We start from the raw sequence: 23,740 nt of genomic DNA, 5'->3' as shown, positions 1-23,740 counted from the left end.
GCTAATTCGATGCTTACTTAGCAAACAATTTAATTAGTAAGTTAGTTTTTAAAACTTAGCGTTTAATAATTTATTTACAACCGTTAACAAATTTAAACATTTACAGATAGCGTGTTGTGTAACAATGCACACATACAAACTTATACTTCATATAATTGTTAGGTATATCCCTAATTAAACAATTATTTACAGCCTAATTTAGTGGTTTAAAGGAGCTAACATGCTTAAAAAATGCATTACCACAACGGCTTTAATTTTAGCACTATGCGCTTGCACGTCAGAAACAGAGTCGGATTTAGTAAAAACAAAAGGTATTTGGGCAGGTTTTGAACTGGTTTCTGACGGTAACCGCACGCGTGTTAACGCAGAACTAAATGCAGGCGACGCTAATGGCTCTAACATTGTTTTAAGCGATAGCGACTCATTACAAGCTGTTGTTAATAGCACCGCTATTGTACTTACAAAAGATACCGACTTTTTAGACGTTGATTACCAAGCATATATAAATGCCACTGACGACAACCAACAGTTTGATATAAAATTTAAACGGGACGATGGCATAAATGCTAATTCGAGCGTTGAGTTGCCTTTAAATTTTATTATTTTAACCCCAAGTAACGATCAAAATTTTGATATTCATAGCCCCCTTACAGTCCAGTTAGATGGCACTGATCCTAATAGTACTAGCCAAGTAGAACTGAGCAGTAGCTGTACTAACAATAATAATGAAACACTTTTACAATCAACACTTTTTGCGCTTAACACTTCTTACCTTGAAATAGATTTGCAAAGTTTAGATATGTTTAGCAGCTCGCAAGTAGATCAAAGTAAAAAGTGTGATTTAACGATTAGTGTAAAACGCGATCGATTCGGTAGTATTTCGGGTGAATACGCAAACCAAAGTTATATTAAATCCCAGCAATCGCGCGCTATAAAAAATATGACATTAACGTTTTAATTTGCACGCTAATTTACTCAGCGTTAAGCTACACCTTTATTAAGTAACTCTACCAATTGTAATTGCCCTCCTTATTTATAGGGGAGTTAATAAAAATTGATATAAAGGTTTATTATGACTAACAGCACATACCCTATTGGCACACCTGGCAAAAAATGGAATAACAACGATAAAGCCCAGTGGTTAGCACGCCAAAACATTAAACGCAGTTACCAAAACGAAGTCGTAACGCTAATTAATGACCTTAAAAACACCTTAGATATAGAGCAATACGGCGAGCTTAATTACGCCGCTGGCACTTACCCATTATATATATTAAAAACGCCTAACTTTAATACTAATAAACCAACTGTTTTAATCACCGGTGGTGTGCATGGCTACGAGACCAGTGGCGTACATGGCGCACTTAGGTTTGCTAAAACATCAGCTATGCAATATTGCGAACAGTTTAATATTATAATTGCGCCCTGCATTAGCCCTTGGGGGTATGAAACAATAAACCGTTGGAACCCAGATGCTATTGATCCTAACCGCTCATTTTATGAGGGCAGCCCAGCTCAAGAGTCAGCAGCTATTATGGCGTTTGTAAAATCATTAGGTACTGACTTAATCGCTCATATTGATTTACACGAAACAACAAATAGCGATAACAGTGAATTTAGACCCGCACTCGCTGCGCGTGAAGGCACTACAAATACTAACTGGAACATACCTGACGGGTTTTATTTAGTTGCAGATACCAAAAAGCCTGAGCCGGAATTTCAAAAGACCATTATAGAAAGCGTTGCAAAGGTCACTCATATTGCACCGAGCGATGAAAATAACCAGCTAATAGGCGTACCTCAAGAGCAGTTTGGTGTAATTAACTATGCAGCTCGAGAGCTAGGTTTATGTATGGGCTTTACTGATGCACCCTATGTAACCACTACCGAAGTGTACCCAGATAGCCCAACTGCCACCGATGAAGAATGTATTTTGGCACAAGTCGCGGTTATAACTAGCGCGCTAAATTACATTACAACCTCTACAAAAGATTAACCACTATTAAAGAGCGGGTACTCATTAAATTAAGTACCCGCCCGGCAAAGAAACAATCTGATAACAAAAAACAACCCAAAAGAACTGGTTTTATTGAATTTAAAGGTATAAGGTTAGCCTTCCCTCAAATTCAAGGAGTATACATTGGGGTTTAAAAACAAATATGGACAGGTAAGCCTTTACACTGAAAATAACGTTGTTATCGCTCACTTTGCGGGATACATCACCTCAGGGCTTCTTCGTGCGTTTAAAATTGAACTATGCGAAAAAATAAAATCACTCAACAATCAGCCTTGGGCCTATATTAGTGATTCTTTTGATGTTTTAGCTGCAACGCCTGAGGCAGAAAAAGAGATGATAGATATTAGCCATTTAATGAAAGCAAATAACTGCCTGAGTAGTGCGTTTGTACTCACTTCAGCTATCGCTATAAATCAAATGAAACGCATTTTAGAGTGCGCAAAAAGAAACGTTAATTTTAGTGAGTGCCTATTTACCGATTTAGATAGCGCTAAACAGTTTATTTCTCACAACTTAAAAAGTAAGCAAGGCCAACTGATATAAAAATTGTTGATCTTGCTTTATCAATCTTAGTTTTTGTAAAACTGACTGTCTTTGGTTATCGTAATGCTGGCGTTTTCTTGCGCTGTTACAACAAATTGTAACTTACTCACTTTACGTTCAATATCGTAACCATCGGCTGTTACAGTAACGGGGACTCTTTTCATCGCACCCGGTTGTACAAGCGTAGATTTCGGACTTGAGAGCGTTGCCCCAGGCAAACCCTCTATGGCAATACTGTAATGCAGTGCTTGCTGCGTTTTATTAATAATAGTAAGTGTGTAAGGGTTTTCTACTAGACCCTCGTAGTTCACTCTATAAAGCGCATTCCTATCGCGTAGTACTGAGGCTTCTATTGGTGTACGTTGCAGCATCCATGCAAACATAGATATTATTAACAAAGCCGTTAATGCGCCATACCCTACTAGCTTTAACCTAAATGGATTAGTTTTTTTACCTTCCATTTGTTTCTCACTGGCGTATTTAATTAAGCCTTTCTCGTAACCAAATTTCTCCATGGTATCGTCGCAGGCATCAATACATAAGCCACAATTTATACATTCATATTGCAATCCATTTCGAATGTCTATTCCTGCAGGGCATACCTCTACACACAAGTTACAGTCTACACAGTCACCTAAGTTAAGCTCTTTGGGGTCAGCTTTGCGTTTACGTGGTCCTCGGCTTTCACCTCGCTCGTTATCATATGTAACAAGCAACGTATCTTTATCAAACATAACAGCTTGAAAACGAGAATAAGGGCAAGCAATTGTGCACATTTTTTCACGTAAAAACCCTGCATTGCCATAAGTACAAAAAGCGAATAAAAACACCCAAAAGCTCGTAATACCTGACCACTCAAACGTAAGCATTTCCATATACAAACTTTTTGCCGGAATAAAATATGCCATAAATGAGGTGGCAGTTAAAACTGAAATAACAATCCACGCACTGTGCTTAGTTATTTTTTTTCGCCAAGTGCTTAGCGTCCACTGTGATTTATCTAATTTAATTCGCTGATTTCGAGTGCCTTCTATGCGTTGCTCTACCCACGAAAACATGAGCATCCATATTGTTTGCGGGCATGTATAACCACACCAAACCCGACCAAGCCAGTTAGTTACAAAAAATAATGCAAAAGCCCCCACCATAAATAGCAGCGCTAAAATCATAAAATCTTGAGGAAGGAGTGTTAAACCAAAAATAGTAAAGGTTTGCGTTGCCACATCAAGCAGCACAGCTTGTTGACCGTTATATTGAATCCACGGTATTGCAATAAAAGTTAGCATTAACAGCCAACCTAAATTACGGCGTATGCGCTGAAAAAATCCTTTTTGCTCGCGGATATAAATTGGCCCTTCGGTGTTATAGGGCTTAATGATCATGTCTTCTTCTTTTATATCAAACTTCATAGTACTTGCTTCATAATGACGGGTATTAAGCAAGTATTTGCAACTTTCAGACCAAGCTGAAACTTTAATTACTTCATTGATATTAAAGAAATTATTTTAAAAAACAAAAACCGAGCTCGCGATATAAAGCGCATATCGCGATATATCACGATTTTTTAGTGATTCCCAACTTTCGCATTTTTGAGCGTAGTGTACTCTCAGGTAAGCCCAACTTAACTGCCGCCCCTTTATCGCCCGATATTTGCCAGTGCGATAACGCAAGAACAGAAGTTATATGCTGTTTTTGCGCTTCATCAAGCGTAAGTGAAGGGTTAATAACGACTTCGCCACCCGCTTGCAAAGGCTGGCTTAGCTGAAGCACAGCCTGATTAGATAAAATAGCTTCGCGTTCCAGTACATTTTGCAGCTCTCTAATGTTGCCTGGCCAATCATAGGCTTGCAGTTGTGTAATTGCTTTTTTACTTAGCCCCTTTAAATGTTTACCCAGTCGTTTATTTAGCTGCGCAATTAAATTAGCGCATAAATAAGGAATATCCTCTTTTCGATCTTTAAGGGCGGGTACTTTTATAGGAAATACATTGAGCCGATAATACAAATCAATTCTAAACGTGCCTTTTTGTACCATTTCCCACAGGTCCCGATTAGTCGCTGCAATTACTCTAATATTTACTTTTAGCGTATTGCTGCCACCTACACGTTCAAACTCTTCTTCTTGGAGGACTCTAAGTAGTTTACTTTGCGCCTCAAGTGGAAGCTCTGCTATTTCATCTAAAAACAAGGTGCCTTTATCAGCTAGTTCAAAACGCCCTTTACGGCGTTCATTGGCACCTGTAAATGCGCCTTTTTCATGGCCAAAAAGTTCCGATTCTAGCAAGCTTGAGGTAAATGCGGCGCAATTTACTTTTATAAAGGCTTGTTCGCTACGTTTGCTTAGTCGATACAAATTACGGGCTACTAATTCTTTACCCGTGCCATTTTCGCCAAGTATAAGCACTGTGCTGTCGGTTTCACTCACCAGTTTTATTTGATCTAACATGGTTTGAAATATATGGCTTTGCCCAACTAGCCCGGAGTCTTGCCAATCTTCGTTAAGTTCTGCAATTAAGTAGTTGTTTTCATCTTTTAGCTGCTCACTTAAATGATTTACTTGCTCAAGTGCCTCTTGCAGAGCATTTTGTGTTTGTTGTTGCAGTGATATATCGCGAAATACCGCTACAGCACCAATTAACTCATCATTTTTATAAACCGGTGTTGAGGTGTATTCCACTGCAAATGAGCTGCCGTCTTTACGCCAAAAAACTTCATTTTTAACTTCACGACGTTTTCCGTCAAACATGGTGCAATATATTTGGCATTCATCAGCGGGATAAGGTGTGCCATCAGCATGAGTATGGTGATGATATTGGTGTATTTTTTTACCTAATAACTCGTCTGCTCGCCAACCTGTCATGCGCTCAGCGGCAGGATTAACAAACACCGCATTACCCGACAGGTCAAAGCCGTATATGCCCTCACCTACTGCGTTTAGTAATAATTTAGGATCGTTTAAAAATTGTTTTATCATAAATGCACCTCGCGAAATATCGCGAGCATTATGACAATTTTATACACTAAGTGCACTCACTACTTAAAATGCACTCACGTACCCATTAAAACGCTATAAATAGTGCTGAAATAGCGTTTTCACATCTATTTTTGCACCTAGCCTTGCGGCTATTAAATAAAGCCCTGCAAGTTTTCGGTGAATAAATAGGGCATCAACGGGCGGTGTGTGCCATTGCTGAGATTGTGCACTAAGAGCAAGCCCTGCATTTTTAATTTTGAGCGCGAGTTCGCTGTTTTTAAAATCAAATTCCCCTTCTGCTCTTAGTGGCTCGCACGCCATTAAGAATAAATCAATGACGTTGTTTTTATACTCATCAACCAAGTCATTTTTAAAATAACCAATATGTGAAGCCGCTTTAAGTACACCTTCTCTGTTGTTTTCACTACCCGCTTTAAATAAAGCTAAATACGCTAAACTAAGCTCTGTTGATATTTCTCGGGTTGCACCAAAATCAAATAAAACAATTTTTTGTGTATCAAGCTGATAATGAAAGTTGGCAAAGTTAGGGTCGGTTTGAATTAATTTAAATTCAAACATTTCTTTAAAAAACAAATCAATAAGTTGCTCTGCAACAAAGCTTTTTTGACTATCAGGTAGCTGTGTAATGCTCTCAATGGGCTCTGCTTTTATATATTCCATAGTAAGTATTTGTTGTGTGCTGTGCTCTGGATATACGTTAGGCACTTTAAAGTGGGGATTAGTTGCTAGTGCATTTTTATAACGTATTAAGTACTGAGCCTCCCGCTTATAATCAGCCTCGGCTAATAACTGCGCTTTAGCCTCACTAATAAGTGGTTTAATATTAAGATCTTTTGGCAATAATCGAGAAATCGTTAATAAAGAAATAACGTTATCGACATCACTTACTACACTTTTTGCAATACCAGGATATTGAATTTTAACAGCCAGTTGCTCACCATTCTCCTTGTAAGCTAAATGAACTTGCCCTATAGAAGCCGCTGCAAAAGGTCTTAATTCAATATGAGAAAAACGCGCTAGCCACTCATCCCCCCATTGCTCTTTTAACACTTCAACAAGCTGCTTATGAGGCATTGAATTCGCGTCTGAGCGCAGTAAAGCAAGTAACTGAGCCAATTCAGGACTAAGTAAATCACCGGCATCCATTGAAAGCAATTGCCCCAACTTCATTGCAGCGCCACGTAAATGAGATAGCTGTATAGCTAGTTTTTCAATGTTTTTAGGTTGTAGCAGTAAGCTTTTATTATCCCAACCTTTACCTGTTAGCGCGCTCTTAGCGCCATCAACTAACATGTTGGTAGCAACACCTGTGGCAAGTGAGCCTAATTTTGCAAAGCGAGAAAGCCTAGAAGTGGGAACAGTACGAGGAGCCGCCATAATATTAAAACCTAATTAGCCTGAAAGTCAGGCTAATTAATACGTATATTATAAGTAGGTAGATCTACTTATAGACGAGGTACTAGCTTAATTGCACCTTCAACCACTTTCATATCAAGTGGAAGCTTACTAAGTAGCATCATTTTAGGGTCATCCATATTTAGAGTATAAACAGGGTTAACCGCTAAAAAAGCATTAATAACATCCATTGCTTGGCTATCAAGTGCACCTAAATTACCTTTGAAACCACCAGCATCAACACTCGAATCAAGTAATTTAATATTACGTAAAAACACCGCTTTTTTCTCACTGTCGTAAAATGGGCTACCTTCAATTTGTAGCTTTAAACGCACTGGGTATTTAAGTGCGAATGCATTAATTTCAGCGCTTGAATCTGCACCAAGAACAACAACGTCGCGGTTATCAGGCCCAATATTTACACTTAAGTCGTTTACATCAAACTGAACCGGCAAACCCATTAAGCTTACTTTTTCACTTAACTTTGGTAATTGCTTACCCAGTACAGACTCAACCTCAGAGTTAGTAAATGAATATACTGATATGCCTTGCGTGGTATTACAGGCGGTTAAAAATAACGCTGCAATAATAACTAAAATTCTCATGAGAACCCTTTTGTTTATAAATTAGTGGTACATAAAAAAGCCGCTATTAAAGCGGCTTATTAAAATAGTAACCAGCACATTTATGCTGGTTCTAGGGCGTGTTGACCTTTGTGGATTGAAATTTGTTCAATCTAGGGTCGATTTAATCGCGGCGTGAGGTTTGTAACCTAGCGGGCTAAGTAAAAACCGAGCAACAAAGAGTAAATCGTCCCTAGAAAGAACCCAAAGGGCAGCGCATGTTTGGCATTTATACTGCGTTATCGCCTATTTATGGGGAATAACCACACTACATAGACTCTGCCTTGCCTAAATACCAAACAGTCTGCTGCAAATTCAACCACGAAAGGTCAACATGCCCTAGTGTATTAAGCTGCAAGTGTCGCTTTAAGTCGCGTTAGTGTGTCAGGTTCAACTGAACCAGCACTGAGCGCTAATAACTGTTTTAAATAATAGTTTAAATCAGCATGTTCGCCACGATGTTTGTCATCTAACATGGCTACTTGTTCTGCCATTCTAAGTGACTTATCGGTTGAACTTACGTTCGCTAGTATTTCCATGCGCGTAATAAGTTGATCTGTATTTAATGCTGTTTTAAGCGGTGCTTGATACTGACTTGGTAACGCTTCATTGTTTTCAAGTGCTGTAATTAACGCATCTAGATTAGCTTGCTCTGATTTGCTTGTAAGCAATGCAAGTTTATCGTCAATAGCTGCTAGCAACTTAGTAACCTTTGGCGCTAACGATCTAAATTGCGAGTACCCTTTCACTTTTGTTTCTAGGTCGTGCAACTGTGCTCTTTGATTTACATCGCTAAGTGCTGCTTCAAGCTCAGCGAGTTCTGCAACTGCTTGTTTATCTGACTCATTTTGGTCAAGTTTTTGCTGCTCAAACTCACTACTACGTTTAGTAAATGTTTCATCGTTAAATTGACGAAATTTTTGCCATAACGCATTTTCAGCTTTTAAACCTGCAAAACCAATTGTTTGCCATTGCTGCTGCATTTGCTTCAACTCTTGGCATGCAGCGGCTAAATCATCGCTTTGTGATAATTGCTGCGCTTTTTCTACTAACTCATTTTTAAGTGCAGCATTACTTTTATGAAATGCGTTTAATAAAGCCAGTACTTGTTGTTGCTCGCTTTTATAACGTTCGTTTAGTGTACGGTATGTTTTAGGGTCAACTTTACCCACACTGCGCCACGCTTTGTTTAAACGATTGTATTGGCTTTCATATTGCTTCCAATCAAAGTGATCCTCAGCCGTAGGTTGTAAATGAAGCGCGTGCATGTCGCTAATAATACTTTCGCGTTGTGCTTTTGATGCTTCGCGTTGTACTTCTTGCTCTGCAAAGTAACTACGACAAGGTGCAAATAGCAACTCGATTTTTTCATCAAACTGTACGCCTTGTTGCTTTTCTTCGTCTGTATCTAAACGACCTAACTCATTCCAACGCTTGCGTAGCACTTTTACTTGCTCTGCGCGTTGTTGTGGGTCAGTACACTCTTCACTTACTAATGCACTTACTTCTTCTAATAAAGCTTCACGCTTTGGTGCTGCTGCGTATTTTTGCCAATCTTTAGCATCTGCAAGTTGCGCTTCAAGCTCCGCTTTTATATTTATAAGCGGCTGTTGATATTGCTCAGTGAGTGTATTAAATAACTCTTCAAACCCTTTAAACACGCCAAAGGCAACATTAAAACGGCCTTCCTCAATTAGGCGTTTAACATCACGAGCTTTGCGTTTTGCTTGGCTTTGGTTTTTTTCAAGTGGCTTAACTAGCTCATTCATTGGTGATAAAAATTGCTTTTTATGCGCATTTAACTGCGTTTTAAAGGTACTTTGCAGTGCACCATCTAAAATATTTAAATGACTACGCGCTGCTTTAAAACCATTATTAAATTCAGTTAGAGTTGCATCGTATTGTGCTAAATCTTCTGCTGGCTTAATTTCGCATAATGCTGCAAAAGCGAGTTTGTACTCTTTAATAGCAATTGTTAGCTCAGGTAACTTAGCAACTTGAGTAAATAGTTTTTCTAACTTGCTTACAGCCTGTTTAGATTGTGCATTATTAGCTAATTCTGTTTCGCTAATAGCTTGCTTAGCTTGCGCTACTTTTGCATCAAGCCAATCTTGTTGAATTTGCTCTGGTGTTTCAAGGCCTAGCTGTAAGGCGTTTTCAATTTCTTCAGTTAAAGCTTCAAGCGTTGCAAGTGCTAGCAATTGGCGCTGCTGTAGCGCTAATTTCTGCTGCTCTTTATCATGTACCGCCTTTAGCTGTTCAATGTGTGCATCTAACTTAGTTGTGATTGAAATATATTTTTCGTCAAGAAGCTTAACGCGTTCATCACTCAGCCATTTTAGTTCAAGTGCTTGCCACTGGACCATTAATTCGCCGGCTTGTGGATTTACAACACCAAAATCTGTTTTTTCGCGTAAGGCATTTAACTTAGCTAAAATAACACGTGTTGCACTTTCAACCTGCAGTGGCATTTCAATTGCTAAACGCTCATTTTCAATATGCGTTTCAAGTGCTGCTTTTGCACCACCCTTTGCATGCTTTACTAATGGCTTAATTAATTGATGGGTAATAACAAGTTCAACTAATTGAGCTTGTAGCTCTTCGCTACCTTCTTTAAATGCTTTTTCTACTAGTTTTGGATTTGCTAAACGTTTCAATAACTTAACGCGTACTTGCAGTTCTTTCTCTGCAAATGCTAACTTTTCGAGTGTTTTAACGGGTGCAAAACGCTCTATGTATTCACTTTTAATTTGCGGTGTTAGTGCACTTTCGCTATTTAAAACAGCATTAGATATTTGTAGTTCTGCAATATCTTTTAATGCTTGATCTTGTTTATACGCTTTCCACCAAAGTGGTAAATCGTTTACTTTTTGCAACGCTTTGCGGCGTATTTCAGCTGAGCTGTCTTCAAGTGCTAACGTATTTAATATGGTTGCATCACGTTCAATATCTAATTTTTCGATAGCATCAAGACGAACTTGTTGCTTAGGGTGTTTCCATTTCGGTGTAAAAAGGTGCTTAAAGATCATGTTCACTAAACCTAGCTATTTCGTTGTCTGATTTAAATTCTTTTTGTAGTTGAGCTTTTGTCTTTTGGATCATTTCACCATTAGCACCAATCGTAAATTGCTCGTTTGATTGAGCCACTTTTGCTTGATACAACATAACCAACTGCACTGTTTGTTGCTTTTGCTCGTCTGATAAAACAGTTCCGTCTGGCCATTTGCCAGTAGACGCACCGTATTGCAAGCGTTCGAATAATTCGGGAGTAATATTTTGTACAAGATTGTCGATATTCATGTCATTTTTTCTTTTTTAGAGTCACTAAAACAATACGGTTAATAAGATACCAAATACACCCTACGCCAATTGCCGCAGTATAAGCATACCACTGAAGCGTTTTTTCTTGCGGTTGTAAAAAGTACAAACAGAAAAAACCACCTAAAAATAAGATAAGCGCTAAAAAGGAGTGATTTATAAACATCTGCTTTTTTTTAATTCGCTGTTCGCGCTGAAGTTGTAAAACTTGCTCGTCGTTTAGCTCTGCAATATTGCTTTCGCAATGCGGACATTGCTTATGTTTATCTGAAATTGATTTTGCACATTTTGGGCAACGAATGATCGCCATACTTCTCTCCATACTACGCATAAAAAAAGCGCCTTTCGGCGCCTTTATTGTACTTGTTTTATTTCTCGTTGTCTTTTTTGAATTCAAACCAATAACTGATTTAGAGACGATAATCTAACAAGTTACTCATTAAGTTTAGTTACTCAGTGTCTTTTGACTGTTTCCCTAAACGTTTTTCCCAGAAAGTGGCATTTTTAATACCTAGTTTGACAGGGTCAAATGTGATTTTTCCACCTTTTTTCTTCTGATCTTCGTAATCGCTCAAACATAGTAAAGCAGGCTTAGCTACAAAGAAAATAGCTAAGATACCCAATATGTTAATCCAGGCCATTAAACCAACGCCAATATCTCCAATAGTCCAGATATAACCTGAATTATTAACCATACCGTATGCAACCATAAACATAATCACGAACTTCACGAGGACAAGTGGGATATTGCCTTTAAAATAACGATTTAAGTAAGCAATATTAGTTTCTGCAATAAAGTAATAAGCGAGTATTGTGGTAAAGGCAAAGAAGAATAATGCAATACCGACAAATGCTTGTCCAAAGCTGCCAAATACACTAAATAAAGCCATTTGAGTAAAGGCTGCTGAACCGACCTCAGTCGCTGCATCAACATTTTGTACAATGAACTGCCCTGCTGGTAACTCACCCACAACATTGTATTGCTGCGTTATTAAAATCATGAGTGCTGTTGCAGTACATACAAAAATGGTATCAACATAAACAGAGAAAGCTTGCACTAAACCCTGTTGAGCAGGGTGATCAACCTCTGCTGCTGCTGCTGCATGAGGCCCACTACCTTGCCCTGCTTCATTAGAATATATACCACGCTTAACGCCCCAACCAATAGCAGCACCAAAACCGGCCTGCGCAGTAAATGCATCACTAATAATTAAATAGAATATATCGCCTACTTTATCTAAATTTAAAAATACCACGATTAATGCCAGTACTATGTAACCAAGCGCCATAAATGGCACTACTATTTGCGTAAAGTTCGCAATACGTTTTATACCGCCAAAAATAATAAACGCTAAAACAATAAGGATTATTGCCAAAGCGACTAACTTAAAGCTACCTACATCACCAAAACTAGTCGAGACCATATTGCCATCGCCAAATACTTGGGTAAACGCATTACCTACCGCATTCGCTTGTACACCAGGCAGAAAAACACCACATGCAATAATTGCCGAAACAGCAAATAAGACAGCCAACCATTTTTGTCCTAAACAACGGTCAAAATAATAGGCTGGGCCACCACGATATTGCCCGTCTTCTTCTGTTTTATAAATTTGGCCTAAAGTAGATTCTGCGTAAGCAGTACTTGCACCTAGAAAAGCAACAACCCACATCCAAAAAATAGCACCTGGCCCACCAAAACCGATAGCTGCTGCCACACCTGCGATATTACCAACGCCTACGCGTCCAGACAACGATACTGCAAGGGCTTGAAAAGATGAAATACCTTTATCAGACGTGTTAGGACTAAATAATAACTTACACATTTCTTTAAAATGTCTAACTTGAGCAAATCTAGTTAGTACTGAATAAAACAAGCCTGCGCCTAGGCATAAATAGATGAGTGCATTACTCCAAACAACATCATTAACAGCGCTTACAAAAGCTTCCATGGATATCCTCTATAGTTATATTTATTATTTTTTAATTACGAGACTCTGTTTTAGCTACTACGCTACATAAGCTTTACGAAATAAGATTTCACCTCTTCCGCCCCGACTCATGATTTAATTAATATTAACTTAAGTACCCCAAGGTTGTTAACACTTAATTTTCAAAATATATAATTACACACTTGGCGAAAGGCACTACATCTGTAGTATTTAAATGAAAGTAGATTGATTTGTACCGATACGGTGATGATACGCAGCGAAGAAGCGTTGAAAACGTTTTAAGAATAAAGCTGCTATATGATTATTATTTTTTTATACAAAGGGTTTTATTAAAAGCAAAAAGGGTATCAAAACTATTGATACCCTTTTAGATAAGCGTTTTATCTTAAATCATCAACAACATTAACAATAGCCGCTAATGTATCTTGACCAAATTGATAAGAACGACGGTCTGACCAGCCATAGTCTGGATCAGGTAAATCGTTGTTGTCTTTAAATGGCATTTCAATTGTGTACGTTAATGCTTTGAATTCTTCAGCAGTAGCTGATGAACCTACCGTAAGGTTAGCTTGACCTGGCTCATCTTTTGGATAGCCATGGTCATCTTGAAACTCTGGAGTAATAGTTAAAAGCGCAGCTTTAAAGCTATCTTCAAGGCCTTTAAGACGAGCATCGTAACTTGGAATACCTTCACTGCCTGCCACAAAGTTATAAGGTATAGCTTCATCACCGTGTATGTCTAAGTGCATATCTAAGCCAGCTTCGCGCATTTTATTAAGCACTAAGTAAACCTCAGGGCTATTTTCCATACTTGGTGTTTGCCATTCACGGTTTAAGTTAACGCCTTTAGCATTAGTACGCAGATGTCCGCGTGCGCTGCCATCTGGATTCATATTTGGCACAACGTAAAACACTGCTTTTGATAGAAGCGCAGCTGCATGTGGATCCTCGTCATCAAGAAGTTTGTGCAGTAGACCTTCAACATACCACTCTGCCATTGTTTCACCTGGATGTTGACGTGCTGTGATCCAGATGTTTTTCTTATCTTCACTTGGCTCACCAATTTTAAGCACACTCATATCGCGGCCATCAAGTGTTTCACCAAGCGTTATTAATTGGCAAGCACCTTGGCTTTGTGCCCAAGACAATAAATCTAAATGGCGGTCGTAACTGTATGGTGCAAAGTAAGCAAAATAAACACTGCCGCACTCTGGTTCAATTTCAAAGCTTAATGTGCCATTTTCATAGCTTGATGGTACGCGAAACCATGTTTGACGGTCATATGATGCAACAGCTTGATACCCTTCCCAACCATCTGGGTAAGCTGATTTATCAAGCTCATTAATATTTAACTTATGCAATTGGTAAGGTGTTGTTTCAAGACGAAAGTGAAACCACTGATAAAATTCAGACTGGTGATCTTTATTAATTTCTAATTGAATATTTAAAGGATCGGTGGATTCAATAACTTTGATATTACCACTGTCGAAATTGCTGCTGATTTTCATGGAAAAACCTTTAGGTTGAATAAGTTTATCTGTTTATTAATTCACAGAACTGACATTATTTTGTAAATAGTAAAATGAATGTGCATTTTCTTAATTAAAGCCTATCACAAGGCATACGCTTTAAAAATAATACACGACCAAAAAAGCCAGCAACATGCTGGCTTTTAAGTCACTGCAAATAAATTAGCGAGGTAAGCTTGGGAATGACACTTCGGCCATATCGCGCATACAACGAACTACTTGGCAGCTGTAACCAAACTCATTGTCGTACCATACATATAAAACGATACGGTTATCTTCAACAATCGTTGCTTGTGAATCAACAACACCTGCGTAACGGCTACCTACTAAATCGGTAGATACAATTTCCGTTGATGCGGTGTAATCAATTTGGTCACGTAAGTCTGAATGAAGTGCAGTATCGCGTAAAAATGCGTTTAGCTCTTCAACTGATGTGCTTGTTGCTAAGTTAAGATTTAAAATAGCTAGCGACACATTAGGTGTAGGTACGCGGATTGCGTTACCTGTTAATTTGCCTTCAAGCTCTGGTAATGCTTTTGAAACCGCTTTTGCAGCCCCTGTTTCAGTAATTACCATGTTAAGTGCTGCGGCACGGCCACGGCGCTCTGCTTTGTGGTAGTTATCAATAAGGTTTTGATCGTTCGTGTACGAGTGTACAGTTTCAACATGACCATTATTAATACCAAACTTATCGTTTAGTGCTTTAAGCGTTGGTGTAATTGCATTAGTTGTACAGCTTGCTGCACAAACGATTTTATCTTCAGGTAAAATATCTTTGTTATTAACACCATATACGATGTTTTTGATATTACCTTTTGCAGGAGCTGTTAATAATACTTTTGCAGCGCCCTTACACTCTAGATGCTGGCCAAGGCCCGCTTCGTCTTTCCAAATACCGGTGTTATCAACAATTAATGCATCGTCGATACCGTATTGAGTGTAATCAATTTCGCTAGGAGAGTTAGCGTAAATAACTTGAATGTAGCTACCGTTAGCTTTAATTGCATTACGCTCTTTATCAATAGTGATTGAACCATTGAAAGGACCGTGAATTGAATCACGACGCAGTAAGCTTGCGCGCTTTTCAAGATCCCCATCTTTACCGCCACGCACAACAATAGCGCGCAAACGTAAATCTGCATATGGACCTGATTTTTCAATTAATAAACGCGCTAGTAAACGACCAATACGACCAAAACCATACAATACAACATCGCGTGGTTCTTTCGCTGGTAAGTCAGCTATTTCTGCAAGTTCATCTTTTACAAACTCTTCTACTGAGCGGCCTTTAGCTGCTTCTGTGAACAAATAGCTATATGCAAGTTTACCAATATCAATACGCGCAGAGTTTAATTCCATTTTGCTGATAGCTTCTAAAAATGGAAAGCTTTCGCGCAAACGTAATTTAGTGCCTTCAAACTGAGCAACGGTTTTATGAGATTTGATAATATCAATAGTACTGGCATTTACGAGAGGACGGCCATATACAGCGATTTCGATACCACGATTACGGTAAAGTTTACCAATGATTGGTTGCATGCTTTCTGCGTAATCTTGGCGCTCTTGCCAACTATTTGTGTATTCTAACTCGTGAGATGAGGTCATTTTATTTACCTAAGTTTATCATTTTGAACGGATAGCCTTTAAAAATGCACTATATTTTGAGAGTAATGCACTTCAGGCAGGGCTATTCTAATTTAATCTGAAGTTATTCTCTACTGTTAGGCGTTAAATGATTGCGTTAGAATAGCAAGGTGGATATTCATTTGGGGTTAAGGGATGCTTAAAAAAGCAAGTGTACTATTGGGTTTGCTAACGTTGACAGGGTGTGAAGAACCGTTGACACTCGCACAAGTGTGCAAAGAAACACCTGGCTTTTGTAGCGACTTAAACAAAGACAGCCACTGCAAGGATGAGCGTTCTAATGTGATTATCAAACGTTACATAGAATACAAAGACCCTACTGATGAAAATAAATACCAATTACTCAAGGACTTTGAATCCTATAACCAATGTATAACTGTGGCCGCTAAAATTGAACATATTAAGTTAAAAGCTAAAAAAACGTCACGTATTGACGGTCAATTAACGAGCATTAAAGAAATGACTCGCTTATATCAAGATACCCAAAATACAAACCATCCAGGTTTGCTCTACTACCAATGGTCACGAAATAATAACCAAAGTGCACTGACTAAATTATTAGCGATAGAAAATGACAAAAGTGTAACGCAAAGTGCCGAAATGCAATTTTTTTTAGCATCGTACTATATTAAATTTGATGATGAAAAAACCATCGATTTGCTTTATAAAACTTTAGAACTCAATAAAAAAGGCAACGTACCGAATCCTGAAGTGCATACATCACTTATTAGTCTTTTTTATAAACATGATAAATTTAAACATGCATATATATTTTCTAAAGTAGCGCAAATGTCGGGGATTGAAAATATTGACGTGTTTGAAATTGAGCAGCAATTAATAACGAATGGTAAAAGCTTAGACAGCCTAGATGTACTTGCAGAGCAAACATTTCAGCAAATAATGGCAGGTGATTTTGTATCTCCTCGAGAGTTTTAAAAAAGTTTTCTAACGGTACAACTAAATAACTCCGCTAGAGCGGAGTTATTTTAGACAATAAAAAAGGCAGCTTACGCTGCCTTTTTTTATTTTGCTTTGCTTGTGCCCACTTCTACGCGGGTTTTAAGCTTTTGACCTGGTCGAAAAGTCACCACGCGACGTGCCGAAATAGGAATATCTTCGCCTGTTTTCGGATTGCGGCCTGGTCTTTCTTTTTTGTCTCGAAGATCAAAGTTACCAAATCCAGAGAGCTTAACCTGCTCGCCTTTTTCTAGCGCTGAGCGGATTTCTTCAAAAAACGCTTCAACTAAATCTTTGGCATCTTTTTTATTGATCCCGAGCTTTTCAAATAGGTGTTCAGCTATGTCGGCTTTAGTAAGCGCCATATCTAGTCCCTCAACGATGCATTAAACTGTTCGGCCAATTCGGCCACCACGTTATCAACTACTAGATTGATATCTTTCTCTTCGAGTGTTCTATCAACCGCTTGCAGTGTTAGAGCAATCGCCAAACTCTTATAATTTGGCTCAATACCTTTGCCCTTATACACATCGAATAAGTTTAGGTCAACCAATTGATTTCCGCCAACTTTTTCGATCACGCTTAAAATGTCGCCAGATTTAACGCTGTCTGCCACTAAAATCGCGATGTCGCGGCGATTTGAAGGGAATTTAGACACCCCTTCTGCTTGCGGTAAATTTCTTTTTTCTATTGCTGACATTTCAATTTCAAAAACAAAAGTTGCGTTGTTGATATCTAACGACTTTTGAGCTTGAGGATGTAAAGCACCAAAAAAACCAACCTTTTTGCCATCAACATATATTACAGCTGATTGACCAGGATGAAGTCCATCTGACTGCTCGGCTTTAATTTCAAAGCGAGTAACGTCATTAGTAATTGCAAGTAAGGCTTCAACATCACCTTTTAAATCGTAAAAATCAACGTTACGTTTTTCTTCAACCCAATGTTCACCATTTACAAGACCCGTAATAGCGCCACCAATAACCGGCACTTGGTAAACACCATTTTCTGCACTTTCGTCGCTTATAAATTTAAGACCATGTTCGAATAAACGAATACGAGGCTGTTGGCGATTTTGGTTATACGCTACAGACGCTAATAAACCCGGCATTAAACTTACACGCATCGCTGACATTTCAATCGAAATAGGATGCGGTAATACCATTGCTTTACACTCTGGGTGTAAAATAGCTTGTGCTTTAGGGTCTACAAAGCTGTATGTAATTGCTTCTTGGTAACCACGAGTCACTAACGTATTGCGGAACTTGCTAAGCGCAATAGTTGCTTCGTTGTGCGTCGTCATTTTAAGTTTTGCAGTTGGTGCAACATTAGGAATGCTGTTGTAACCGTAAACACGTGCTACTTCTTCAATTAAATCTTCTTCGATGCGAATATCAAAACGGTAGCTTGGTACGTCCGCACTCCAGCTTTCATTTTCTACTTTAACATCAAGACCTAAACGCGTAAGAATATCTGTTACTTTAGCATCTTCAATATGATGACCAATAACACGGTCTAAACGAGCACGACGAAGACGTACTTCAGTCACTTTTGGTAGTTTGTCAGCCGCTACAGCTTCAACAACTGGGCCTGCTTGACCGCCTACGATTTCAAGAAGTAGCGCTGTTGCACGTTCCATTGCATCATGTTGCAGAGCAAAATCAACACCGCGTTCATAACGGTGTGAAGCATCAGTGTGTAAACCGTAGCTACGTGCTTGCCCTGCAATTGCTACAGGATTAAAAAATGCGCTTTCAAGTAATATATCAGATGTTTTATCTGTAACACCTGATTGCTCACCACCAAAAATACCTGCAATTGCTAGCGCTTTATTATGATCGGCTATCACAAGTGTAGTGTTGTTTAATTTAGCGGTGTTACCGTCTAATAAAACAAGTTCTTCATCTGCGTTTGCACTACGTACTTTAATACCACCTTCAATCGCATTTAAATCAAACGCGTGCATTGGGTGACCAAGCTCAAGTAATACATAGTTTGTAACATCAACCACTGGGTCGATTGAACGTACGCCACTGCGGCGTAGCTTTTCAACCATCCAAAGCGGTGTTTCTGCATCAAGGTTAATGCCTTTGATCACACGACCAAGGTAACGAGGACATGCATCTTCATTAACTAGCTCAATTGATACTTTGTCATCAATTGTTGGCGTAACAGCTGGAATATCTAATACATTAACGTCAATACTATTTAAAACGCCTACTTCACGAGCAAGGCCTTTAATGCCTAAACAGTCACCACGGTTTGGTGTTAAATCAACATCTATAATATTATCATCAAGACCTAGATAATCACGTAAATCAGTGCCTACTGGTGCATCGCTTGGCAATTCCATAATGCCGTCGCCTTCTTCGCTAATACCTAGCTCAACAAAAGCACATAGCATTCCGTTTGAAGGTTGACCGCGTAGTTTGGCTTTTTTAATTTTAAAGTCACCAGGAAGTAAAGCGCCCACAGTGGCAACAGCAACTTTAATACCTAAACGACAATTTGGTGCTCCACACACGATATCAAGTAGCTCATCGCCACCGACGTTAATTTTGGTAACACGCAGTTTATCTGCATCAGGGTGCTGCTCACATTCAACAACTTCACCAACAACTACGCCATTAAATTTGGCAGCAGCAGGCTCAACGTCATCAACTTCTAAACCAGCCATTGAAAGCTGTTCCGAAAGAGCTTGCGTATCAATAGCAGGATTAACCCACTCTCTTAACCACTTTTCACTAAATTTCATTTTATTGTTTCACTCTTAACGGAACTGGTTCAGGAATTTTAAGTCATTTTCGAAAAATGCACGTAAATCGTTTACGCCATAGCGCAACATGGTTAAACGCTCTACACCCATGCCAAAGGCAAAGCCGGTGTATTTTTCTGGGTCGATACCCACAGACTTAAGTACATTTGGATGTACCATGCCACAGCCTAGTACTTCTAACCACTTGCCGTCTTTACCCATAACATCTACTTCAGCTGAAGGTTCTGTAAATGGGAAGAATGAAGGACGGAAACGAATTTCCATATCTTCTTCAAAAAAGTTACGTAAAAAATCATGCAAAATACCTTTTAGCTCAGTAAAGCTAACATCGGTATCAACCATTAAACCTTCAACCTGATGGAACATAGGTGTATGTGTTTGGTCGTAGTCGTTACGGTATACACGTCCAGGTGAAATAATACGCAGTGGTGGCTGCTCAGTTTCCATAGTACGAATTTGCACGCCACTTGTCTGTGTGCGTAGTACTAATTTAGGATTGAAATAAAAGGTATCGTGATCTGCACGTGCTGGGTGGTGCTCTGGAATATTTAGCGCATCAAAGTTATGAAAATCGTCTTCGATTTCTGGACCAGATTTAACTTCAAAACCTAACTCACCGAAAAAGCTTTCTATGCGCTCAATAGTGCGCGTAACTGGGTGTAAACCGCCAGTAGGCATAACACGCCCTGGTAGAGTTACATCTATAGTTTCAGCAGCTAGTTTTTCTTCAAGTGCTTTACTTGCTAGCAATTCACGCTTTTCGTTGATAGCAGCTTGTACATCTTGTTTAGCTTGGTTTATAACTTGGCCTGCTTCTTTACGTTCTTCAGGTGCTATTTTACCTAACGTTTTAAGTAAGCTAGTGATTTCGCCTTTTTTACCAAGGTAATTAACCCTGATATCTTCTAACTGCGCTATTTCACTGGCACTGGCTACCGCCTCAAGTGCTTGCGCTAATATGTTTTCTAAGTTCATTCGATACCTGATCTTTCACAGAAGGTGATTGCTTAAGAGCGTGTTGGCCTTTCAAGATTGCTTTACAACAGTGTGATTGGTTATTAAATAAGGTTAAGCATTGGGCTGTAGTTCCCTACATAAATCATGCAATAACGCTAAATAAAGACCAAACACATGCAGTTTGAAGTGTTTATCTCGGAGGCTACTCTCTTTGTTGTTCGGGTTTCGCATATAAATACTATGCTAAAGTCCTCACGACGCGATTAAAGCACTCTTAAGTTAAACAAATTCCAATCAGGAAAGGTAAACACGCTCTGATAATAGCTTATGATAACTGAAAGAAGGGTCTAGATTCTAGACCTACTACAGCTTTAACGTTGATTTTATAAAAGGAATAGTTAATTTTCGCTGTGCTGCCATAGATGCATGATCTAATTTGTCGAGTACATCTAATAAAGCACGCATATCACGGCTTAAACGGGTTAGTAAAAAGCGTGCACACTCATCACTTAATTCAAGACCGCGCATATGAGCGCGCTTAACAAGTGCTTGTGCTTTATCGTCATCACTCATAGAACGAATTTGAAAGGTTGTCCCCCACGTTAAACGAGACTCTAAGTCAGGCAGCGAGATATTGAGCATACTAGGAAGTAAATCGGCAGTTACTACTAACATTTTTCCGGGTTCGTTAAACCGGTTAAAAAAGTTAAATAGTGCTTTTTCCCATGCATCATTCCCTGCAACTAAATGCACGTCATCAATACATAGAACATCAAGCGCTTCTAAACCGTCTAATACCATAGGTCCAAAGTCAACTACTTCGCGCATAGACAGCAGCATATTAGATAAACCACGCTCTTGTGCTTTAATGCAGGTTGCATACAAAAGGTGAGACTTACCCGAATCACCTAACCCACATAAATAAGTATACTGAAACTTTTTAGCTAACTTCGAAAAGCTATCTTTTAGGTGATTAACCTCCAATGAGTCTTCTCCCCCAAAATACGATGCAAATGTTTCGTCATCCGGTAAAGTAACCGGTAGTGCCATTTGCATCGGCTCAGACATTAGCATTATGGTGTTACCCATTGATACTCTAAGCTATTTTTATCAACAACATGATAAAATGCGCGTGGATCCTCATAATCTTTAAATGAAGAGTCTAGCCCTAACCCTTTTTTAAGATCACTCAAGTTACCAGTATGGTTTAGTTTAAATTCAACAAATTCCGGTGTTTTACGAACAATTTTGACTTGCGTAACAACACTCAGGCTCAATAATCTTCGTTTCGCTAATTCTATATCAACAAAACTTTGTGTACCCTTTAACGTGAGCGTAGCAGTTGCTTGTTCATAATAAGCATTTGGATCAATTGCATACTCGCTTGCAAGGCCTCGCGCTAAGGTGTCAATCATCTGGCTCACTATTTGCTGTTTATCACCCGTTAATCGATTTGAATCAAATTGATCATCATTAGTAAAACGCCAATCTAAAATCCAATTTTCGCTATCTGCTTCTTTATACATTCTAGCTGTAATACTTCGCTCAGCGCTGTAGCGTCTAGAGGCCTCTTCTACTGGTTCTGAAAAGTTACCCCACACCTCAGGAATACCTACTAGACGTCGATCTTGTAAATCAAGTAATGGAACAACGACAGGTAAACCACGACGCCCTGCTTTGTCATAAATTAACTGCTCTAACTGCGGGTAACTTTCTTGTGTTACCAATTCTCTGCGCCAATTGTCTTCAATACCTAACCATATTGCGACTAATGGACGTTGTACTCCCCATAAAGGTAAGTTTAACTCTTTGATTAGCGCGTTGATCTTTCGAGCTTCAAATTTAACAACGAGTTTCAATTGTCCATTTGCTCTCTCGTCATATTCAAACTTAAGCATATAATCAGAAATATCTTTAGTACGTTGCTGTGCTAATTTATTTTGATCTGCAGTTTCATCACCGCTTACTTTCACTAAAACATTAAGCAAAGCTTTACGGCTCGCAGCTAATCGAGTATCTCGTGTTTTGTCATCCACTTTTAAAATATCTTGATATAGATCAGTTACTTCAACTGCCGACACAGAAAAACAAAATAAAATGGATATGGCGCTAATTAATAATCTATACACAGGCTGTTAGTTCTTGGTTTTAAACTGATTTGATCCTAAATCAAAGACAGTAACAAAGCAAAATTAAATTTGTTATCTAAGGAAATGAGAGTAATTAGCTTTTATAGAAAGTAAAAAAGATTAAATTAACGTCCGGAGTCACTGCGCTCGCCCGACCTACGAGATGGGCATTGCTGTAGGTATATATTAATTGCGCATATTTCATTTTTCTACAGACGTAAAAAAAGCCCGACTATTTTTACTCGGGCTCTCTACAATTTGTAGCCTGCGCGCTACGCAGTAGAATGTCGTAATGCCCACAACTGTGGAGAGCCACAGTGAAATGCTACACTATCTTTGTGTCGCGATATGAGTGGGTGTTAATTGCGCGCATTTTACTTTTATGCAGACGTAAAAAAGCCCGACTATTTCTAGTCGGGCTCTCTACAATTTGAAGTCGGTGCGCTACGCAGTAGGATGTCGTAGTGCCCACAGCGGTGGAGAGCCACAGTGAAATGCTACACTATCTTTGTGTCGCGATATGAGTATATGTTAATTGCGCACATTTTACTTTTATGCAGACGTAAAAAAGCCCGACTATTTCTAGTCGGGCTCTCTACAATTTGAAGCCTGGTAATGTCCTACTTTCCACATAGCAAATGCTACACTATCGTTGGCCGGGGCTCGCCTTCGAGCTGTTTTGTTTCACTGCTGAGTGCGGTTCGGGCTCTTGGCTATTTACTAAATCCCAGATAGCAAAAAACCCGTCACATTGCTGTAACGGGTTTCTTTAATTTGAAGCCTGATAATGTCCTACTTTCACATAGCAAATGCTACACTATCATCGGCGCTGTTTCGTTTCACTACTGAGTTCGGCATGGAGTCAGGTGGGTCCAAAACGCTATTGTCACCAAGCAAATTTGGGCG

Annotated in this window: 19 protein-coding genes and 1 rRNA gene; 4 read left to right on the top strand and 16 right to left on the bottom strand. The window is 39.0% G+C overall.

The window, feature by feature from the left end; all coding sequences use genetic code 11:
* The first annotated feature begins 220 nt into the window (after window positions 1-220).
* The 3 genes from I6F10_RS01795 (at window position 221) to I6F10_RS01785 (ending at window position 2,560) form a co-directional block, all read left to right on the top strand.
* Window positions 221-958, top strand: a complete 738-nt coding sequence (locus I6F10_RS01795; RefSeq protein WP_197098311.1) for a hypothetical protein — start codon at window positions 221-223, stop codon at window positions 956-958.
* 114 nt (window positions 959-1,072) lie between these two features.
* Complete coding sequence (locus I6F10_RS01790) at window positions 1,073-1,996, top strand: M14 family metallopeptidase (RefSeq protein WP_197098309.1); 924 nt, start codon at window positions 1,073-1,075, stop codon at window positions 1,994-1,996.
* A gap of 144 nt (window positions 1,997-2,140) precedes the next feature.
* Window positions 2,141-2,560 carry a hypothetical protein gene (locus tag I6F10_RS01785; protein ID WP_024600461.1) on the top strand — a complete coding sequence of 140 codons (420 nt, stop codon included), beginning with the start codon at window positions 2,141-2,143 and terminating at the stop codon, window positions 2,558-2,560.
* A gap of 26 nt (window positions 2,561-2,586) precedes the next feature.
* Here I6F10_RS01785 and ccoG read toward each other — a convergent pair whose 3' ends face one another.
* The 10 genes from ccoG to I6F10_RS01735 all read right to left on the bottom strand — a co-directional run bounded on the left by ccoG (window position 2,587) and on the right by I6F10_RS01735 (window position 15,976).
* Window positions 2,587-3,969, bottom strand: a complete 1,383-nt coding sequence (gene ccoG / locus I6F10_RS01780; RefSeq protein ID WP_197098307.1) for a cytochrome c oxidase accessory protein CcoG — start codon at window positions 3,967-3,969, stop codon at window positions 2,587-2,589.
* A 145-nt stretch (window positions 3,970-4,114) separates the two neighbouring features.
* Window positions 4,115-5,533, bottom strand: a complete 1,419-nt coding sequence (locus I6F10_RS01775) for a sigma-54 interaction domain-containing protein (RefSeq protein WP_197098305.1) — start codon at window positions 5,531-5,533, stop codon at window positions 4,115-4,117.
* A gap of 93 nt (window positions 5,534-5,626) precedes the next feature.
* Window positions 5,627-6,931 (bottom strand): ABC1 kinase family protein, encoded by a 1,305-nt coding sequence (locus tag I6F10_RS01770; RefSeq protein ID WP_197098303.1) that lies wholly within the window; start codon window positions 6,929-6,931, stop codon window positions 5,627-5,629.
* A 68-nt stretch (window positions 6,932-6,999) separates the two neighbouring features.
* A complete protein-coding gene (locus I6F10_RS01765; RefSeq protein WP_002960677.1) occupies window positions 7,000-7,554 on the bottom strand; it encodes a DUF1439 domain-containing protein in 555 nt (184 codons plus the stop codon).
* Between the two features lie 365 nt (window positions 7,555-7,919).
* Window positions 7,920-10,601 carry a DUF349 domain-containing protein gene (locus tag I6F10_RS01760; protein ID WP_197098301.1) on the bottom strand — a complete coding sequence of 894 codons (2,682 nt, stop codon included), beginning with the start codon at window positions 10,599-10,601 and terminating at the stop codon, window positions 7,920-7,922.
* The gene (locus I6F10_RS01755) at window positions 10,591-10,872 is read right to left on the bottom strand and encodes a YeaC family protein (RefSeq protein ID WP_007378333.1); all 282 of its coding nucleotides are present in this window, start codon (window positions 10,870-10,872) and stop codon (window positions 10,591-10,593) included. The genes I6F10_RS01760 and I6F10_RS01755 overlap by 11 nt, the downstream gene beginning before the upstream one ends.
* 1 nt (window position 10,873) lies before the next feature.
* Complete coding sequence (locus tag I6F10_RS01750; RefSeq protein WP_007580349.1) at window positions 10,874-11,200, bottom strand: hypothetical protein; 327 nt, start codon at window positions 11,198-11,200, stop codon at window positions 10,874-10,876.
* 139 nt (window positions 11,201-11,339) lie between these two features.
* Complete coding sequence (locus tag I6F10_RS01745; protein WP_024600457.1) at window positions 11,340-12,842, bottom strand: alanine/glycine:cation symporter family protein; 1,503 nt, start codon at window positions 12,840-12,842, stop codon at window positions 11,340-11,342.
* A gap of 380 nt (window positions 12,843-13,222) precedes the next feature.
* Window positions 13,223-14,350, bottom strand: a complete 1,128-nt coding sequence (locus tag I6F10_RS01740) for a M14 family metallopeptidase (RefSeq protein ID WP_197098299.1) — start codon at window positions 14,348-14,350, stop codon at window positions 13,223-13,225.
* A gap of 183 nt (window positions 14,351-14,533) precedes the next feature.
* Window positions 14,534-15,976 carry a glyceraldehyde-3-phosphate dehydrogenase gene (locus I6F10_RS01735; RefSeq protein WP_024600455.1) on the bottom strand — a complete coding sequence of 481 codons (1,443 nt, stop codon included), beginning with the start codon at window positions 15,974-15,976 and terminating at the stop codon, window positions 14,534-14,536.
* 174 nt (window positions 15,977-16,150) lie between these two features.
* Between I6F10_RS01735 and I6F10_RS01730 the strand changes: the two genes are divergently transcribed.
* Window positions 16,151-16,951 carry a DUF2989 domain-containing protein gene (locus tag I6F10_RS01730; protein WP_197098297.1) on the top strand — a complete coding sequence of 267 codons (801 nt, stop codon included), beginning with the start codon at window positions 16,151-16,153 and terminating at the stop codon, window positions 16,949-16,951.
* Window positions 16,952-17,037: 86 nt separating this feature from the next.
* Here the strand turns inward: I6F10_RS01730 and ihfA are convergent, their stop codons facing one another.
* The 6 genes from ihfA to rrf form a co-directional block, all read right to left on the bottom strand.
* A complete protein-coding gene (gene ihfA / locus I6F10_RS01725; protein WP_002960690.1) occupies window positions 17,038-17,337 on the bottom strand; it encodes an integration host factor subunit alpha in 300 nt (99 codons plus the stop codon).
* Between the two features lie 2 nt (window positions 17,338-17,339).
* Complete coding sequence (gene pheT / locus I6F10_RS01720) at window positions 17,340-19,727, bottom strand: phenylalanine--tRNA ligase subunit beta (protein ID WP_197098295.1); 2,388 nt, start codon at window positions 19,725-19,727, stop codon at window positions 17,340-17,342.
* A gap of 15 nt (window positions 19,728-19,742) precedes the next feature.
* Window positions 19,743-20,723, bottom strand: coding sequence for a phenylalanine--tRNA ligase subunit alpha (gene pheS / locus I6F10_RS01715; RefSeq protein ID WP_002960692.1), 981 nt, complete (start codon window positions 20,721-20,723; stop codon window positions 19,743-19,745).
* Between the two features lie 345 nt (window positions 20,724-21,068).
* Window positions 21,069-21,779, bottom strand: coding sequence for a DnaA regulatory inactivator Hda (gene hda / locus I6F10_RS01710; RefSeq protein ID WP_197098421.1), 711 nt, complete (start codon window positions 21,777-21,779; stop codon window positions 21,069-21,071).
* A complete protein-coding gene (locus I6F10_RS01705) occupies window positions 21,779-22,834 on the bottom strand; it encodes a DUF2066 domain-containing protein (RefSeq protein ID WP_024596168.1) in 1,056 nt (351 codons plus the stop codon). Before I6F10_RS01705 ends, hda begins: the two co-directional genes overlap by 1 nt.
* Before the next feature lie 779 nt (window positions 22,835-23,613).
* Window positions 23,614-23,728: ribosomal RNA gene (gene rrf, locus I6F10_RS01700) — 5S ribosomal RNA — on the bottom strand.
* Window positions 23,729-23,740 lie beyond the last annotated feature (12 nt).

It is taken from the genome of Pseudoalteromonas sp. SWYJZ98 (assembly GCF_015864495.1).
Taxonomy (GTDB): domain Bacteria; phylum Pseudomonadota; class Gammaproteobacteria; order Enterobacterales; family Alteromonadaceae; genus Pseudoalteromonas; species Pseudoalteromonas distincta.
This window is presented reverse-complemented; position numbering and strand designations above follow the sequence as displayed.

Excerpts from the sequence above, each read along its gene's own strand:
- I6F10_RS01795 (WP_197098311.1), top strand. The coding sequence starts at position 221 with ATGCTTAAAAAATGCATTACCACAACGGCTTTAATTTTAGCACTATGC.
- I6F10_RS01790 (WP_197098309.1), top strand. The coding sequence starts at position 1,073 with ATGACTAACAGCACATACCCTATTGGCACACCTGGCAAAAAATGGAAT.
- ccoG (WP_197098307.1), bottom strand. The coding sequence starts at position 3,969 with ATGAAGTTTGATATAAAAGAAGAAGACATGATCATTAAGCCCTATAAC.
- I6F10_RS01775 (WP_197098305.1), bottom strand. The coding sequence starts at position 5,533 with ATGATAAAACAATTTTTAAACGATCCTAAATTATTACTAAACGCAGTA.
- I6F10_RS01770 (WP_197098303.1), bottom strand. The coding sequence starts at position 6,931 with ATGGCGGCTCCTCGTACTGTTCCCACTTCTAGGCTTTCTCGCTTTGCA.
- I6F10_RS01765 (WP_002960677.1), bottom strand. The coding sequence starts at position 7,554 with ATGAGAATTTTAGTTATTATTGCAGCGTTATTTTTAACCGCCTGTAAT.
- I6F10_RS01760 (WP_197098301.1), bottom strand. The coding sequence starts at position 10,601 with ATGATCTTTAAGCACCTTTTTACACCGAAATGGAAACACCCTAAGCAA.
- I6F10_RS01755 (WP_007378333.1), bottom strand. The coding sequence starts at position 10,872 with ATGAATATCGACAATCTTGTACAAAATATTACTCCCGAATTATTCGAA.
- I6F10_RS01750 (WP_007580349.1), bottom strand. The coding sequence starts at position 11,200 with ATGGCGATCATTCGTTGCCCAAAATGTGCAAAATCAATTTCAGATAAA.
- I6F10_RS01745 (WP_024600457.1), bottom strand. The coding sequence starts at position 12,842 with ATGGAAGCTTTTGTAAGCGCTGTTAATGATGTTGTTTGGAGTAATGCA.
- I6F10_RS01740 (WP_197098299.1), bottom strand. The coding sequence starts at position 14,350 with ATGAAAATCAGCAGCAATTTCGACAGTGGTAATATCAAAGTTATTGAA.
- I6F10_RS01735 (WP_024600455.1), bottom strand. The coding sequence starts at position 15,976 with ATGACCTCATCTCACGAGTTAGAATACACAAATAGTTGGCAAGAGCGC.
- I6F10_RS01730 (WP_197098297.1), top strand. The coding sequence starts at position 16,151 with ATGCTTAAAAAAGCAAGTGTACTATTGGGTTTGCTAACGTTGACAGGG.
- ihfA (WP_002960690.1), bottom strand. The coding sequence starts at position 17,337 with ATGGCGCTTACTAAAGCCGACATAGCTGAACACCTATTTGAAAAGCTC.
- pheT (WP_197098295.1), bottom strand. The coding sequence starts at position 19,727 with ATGAAATTTAGTGAAAAGTGGTTAAGAGAGTGGGTTAATCCTGCTATT.
- pheS (WP_002960692.1), bottom strand. The coding sequence starts at position 20,723 with ATGAACTTAGAAAACATATTAGCGCAAGCACTTGAGGCGGTAGCCAGT.
- hda (WP_197098421.1), bottom strand. The coding sequence starts at position 21,779 with ATGCTAATGTCTGAGCCGATGCAAATGGCACTACCGGTTACTTTACCG.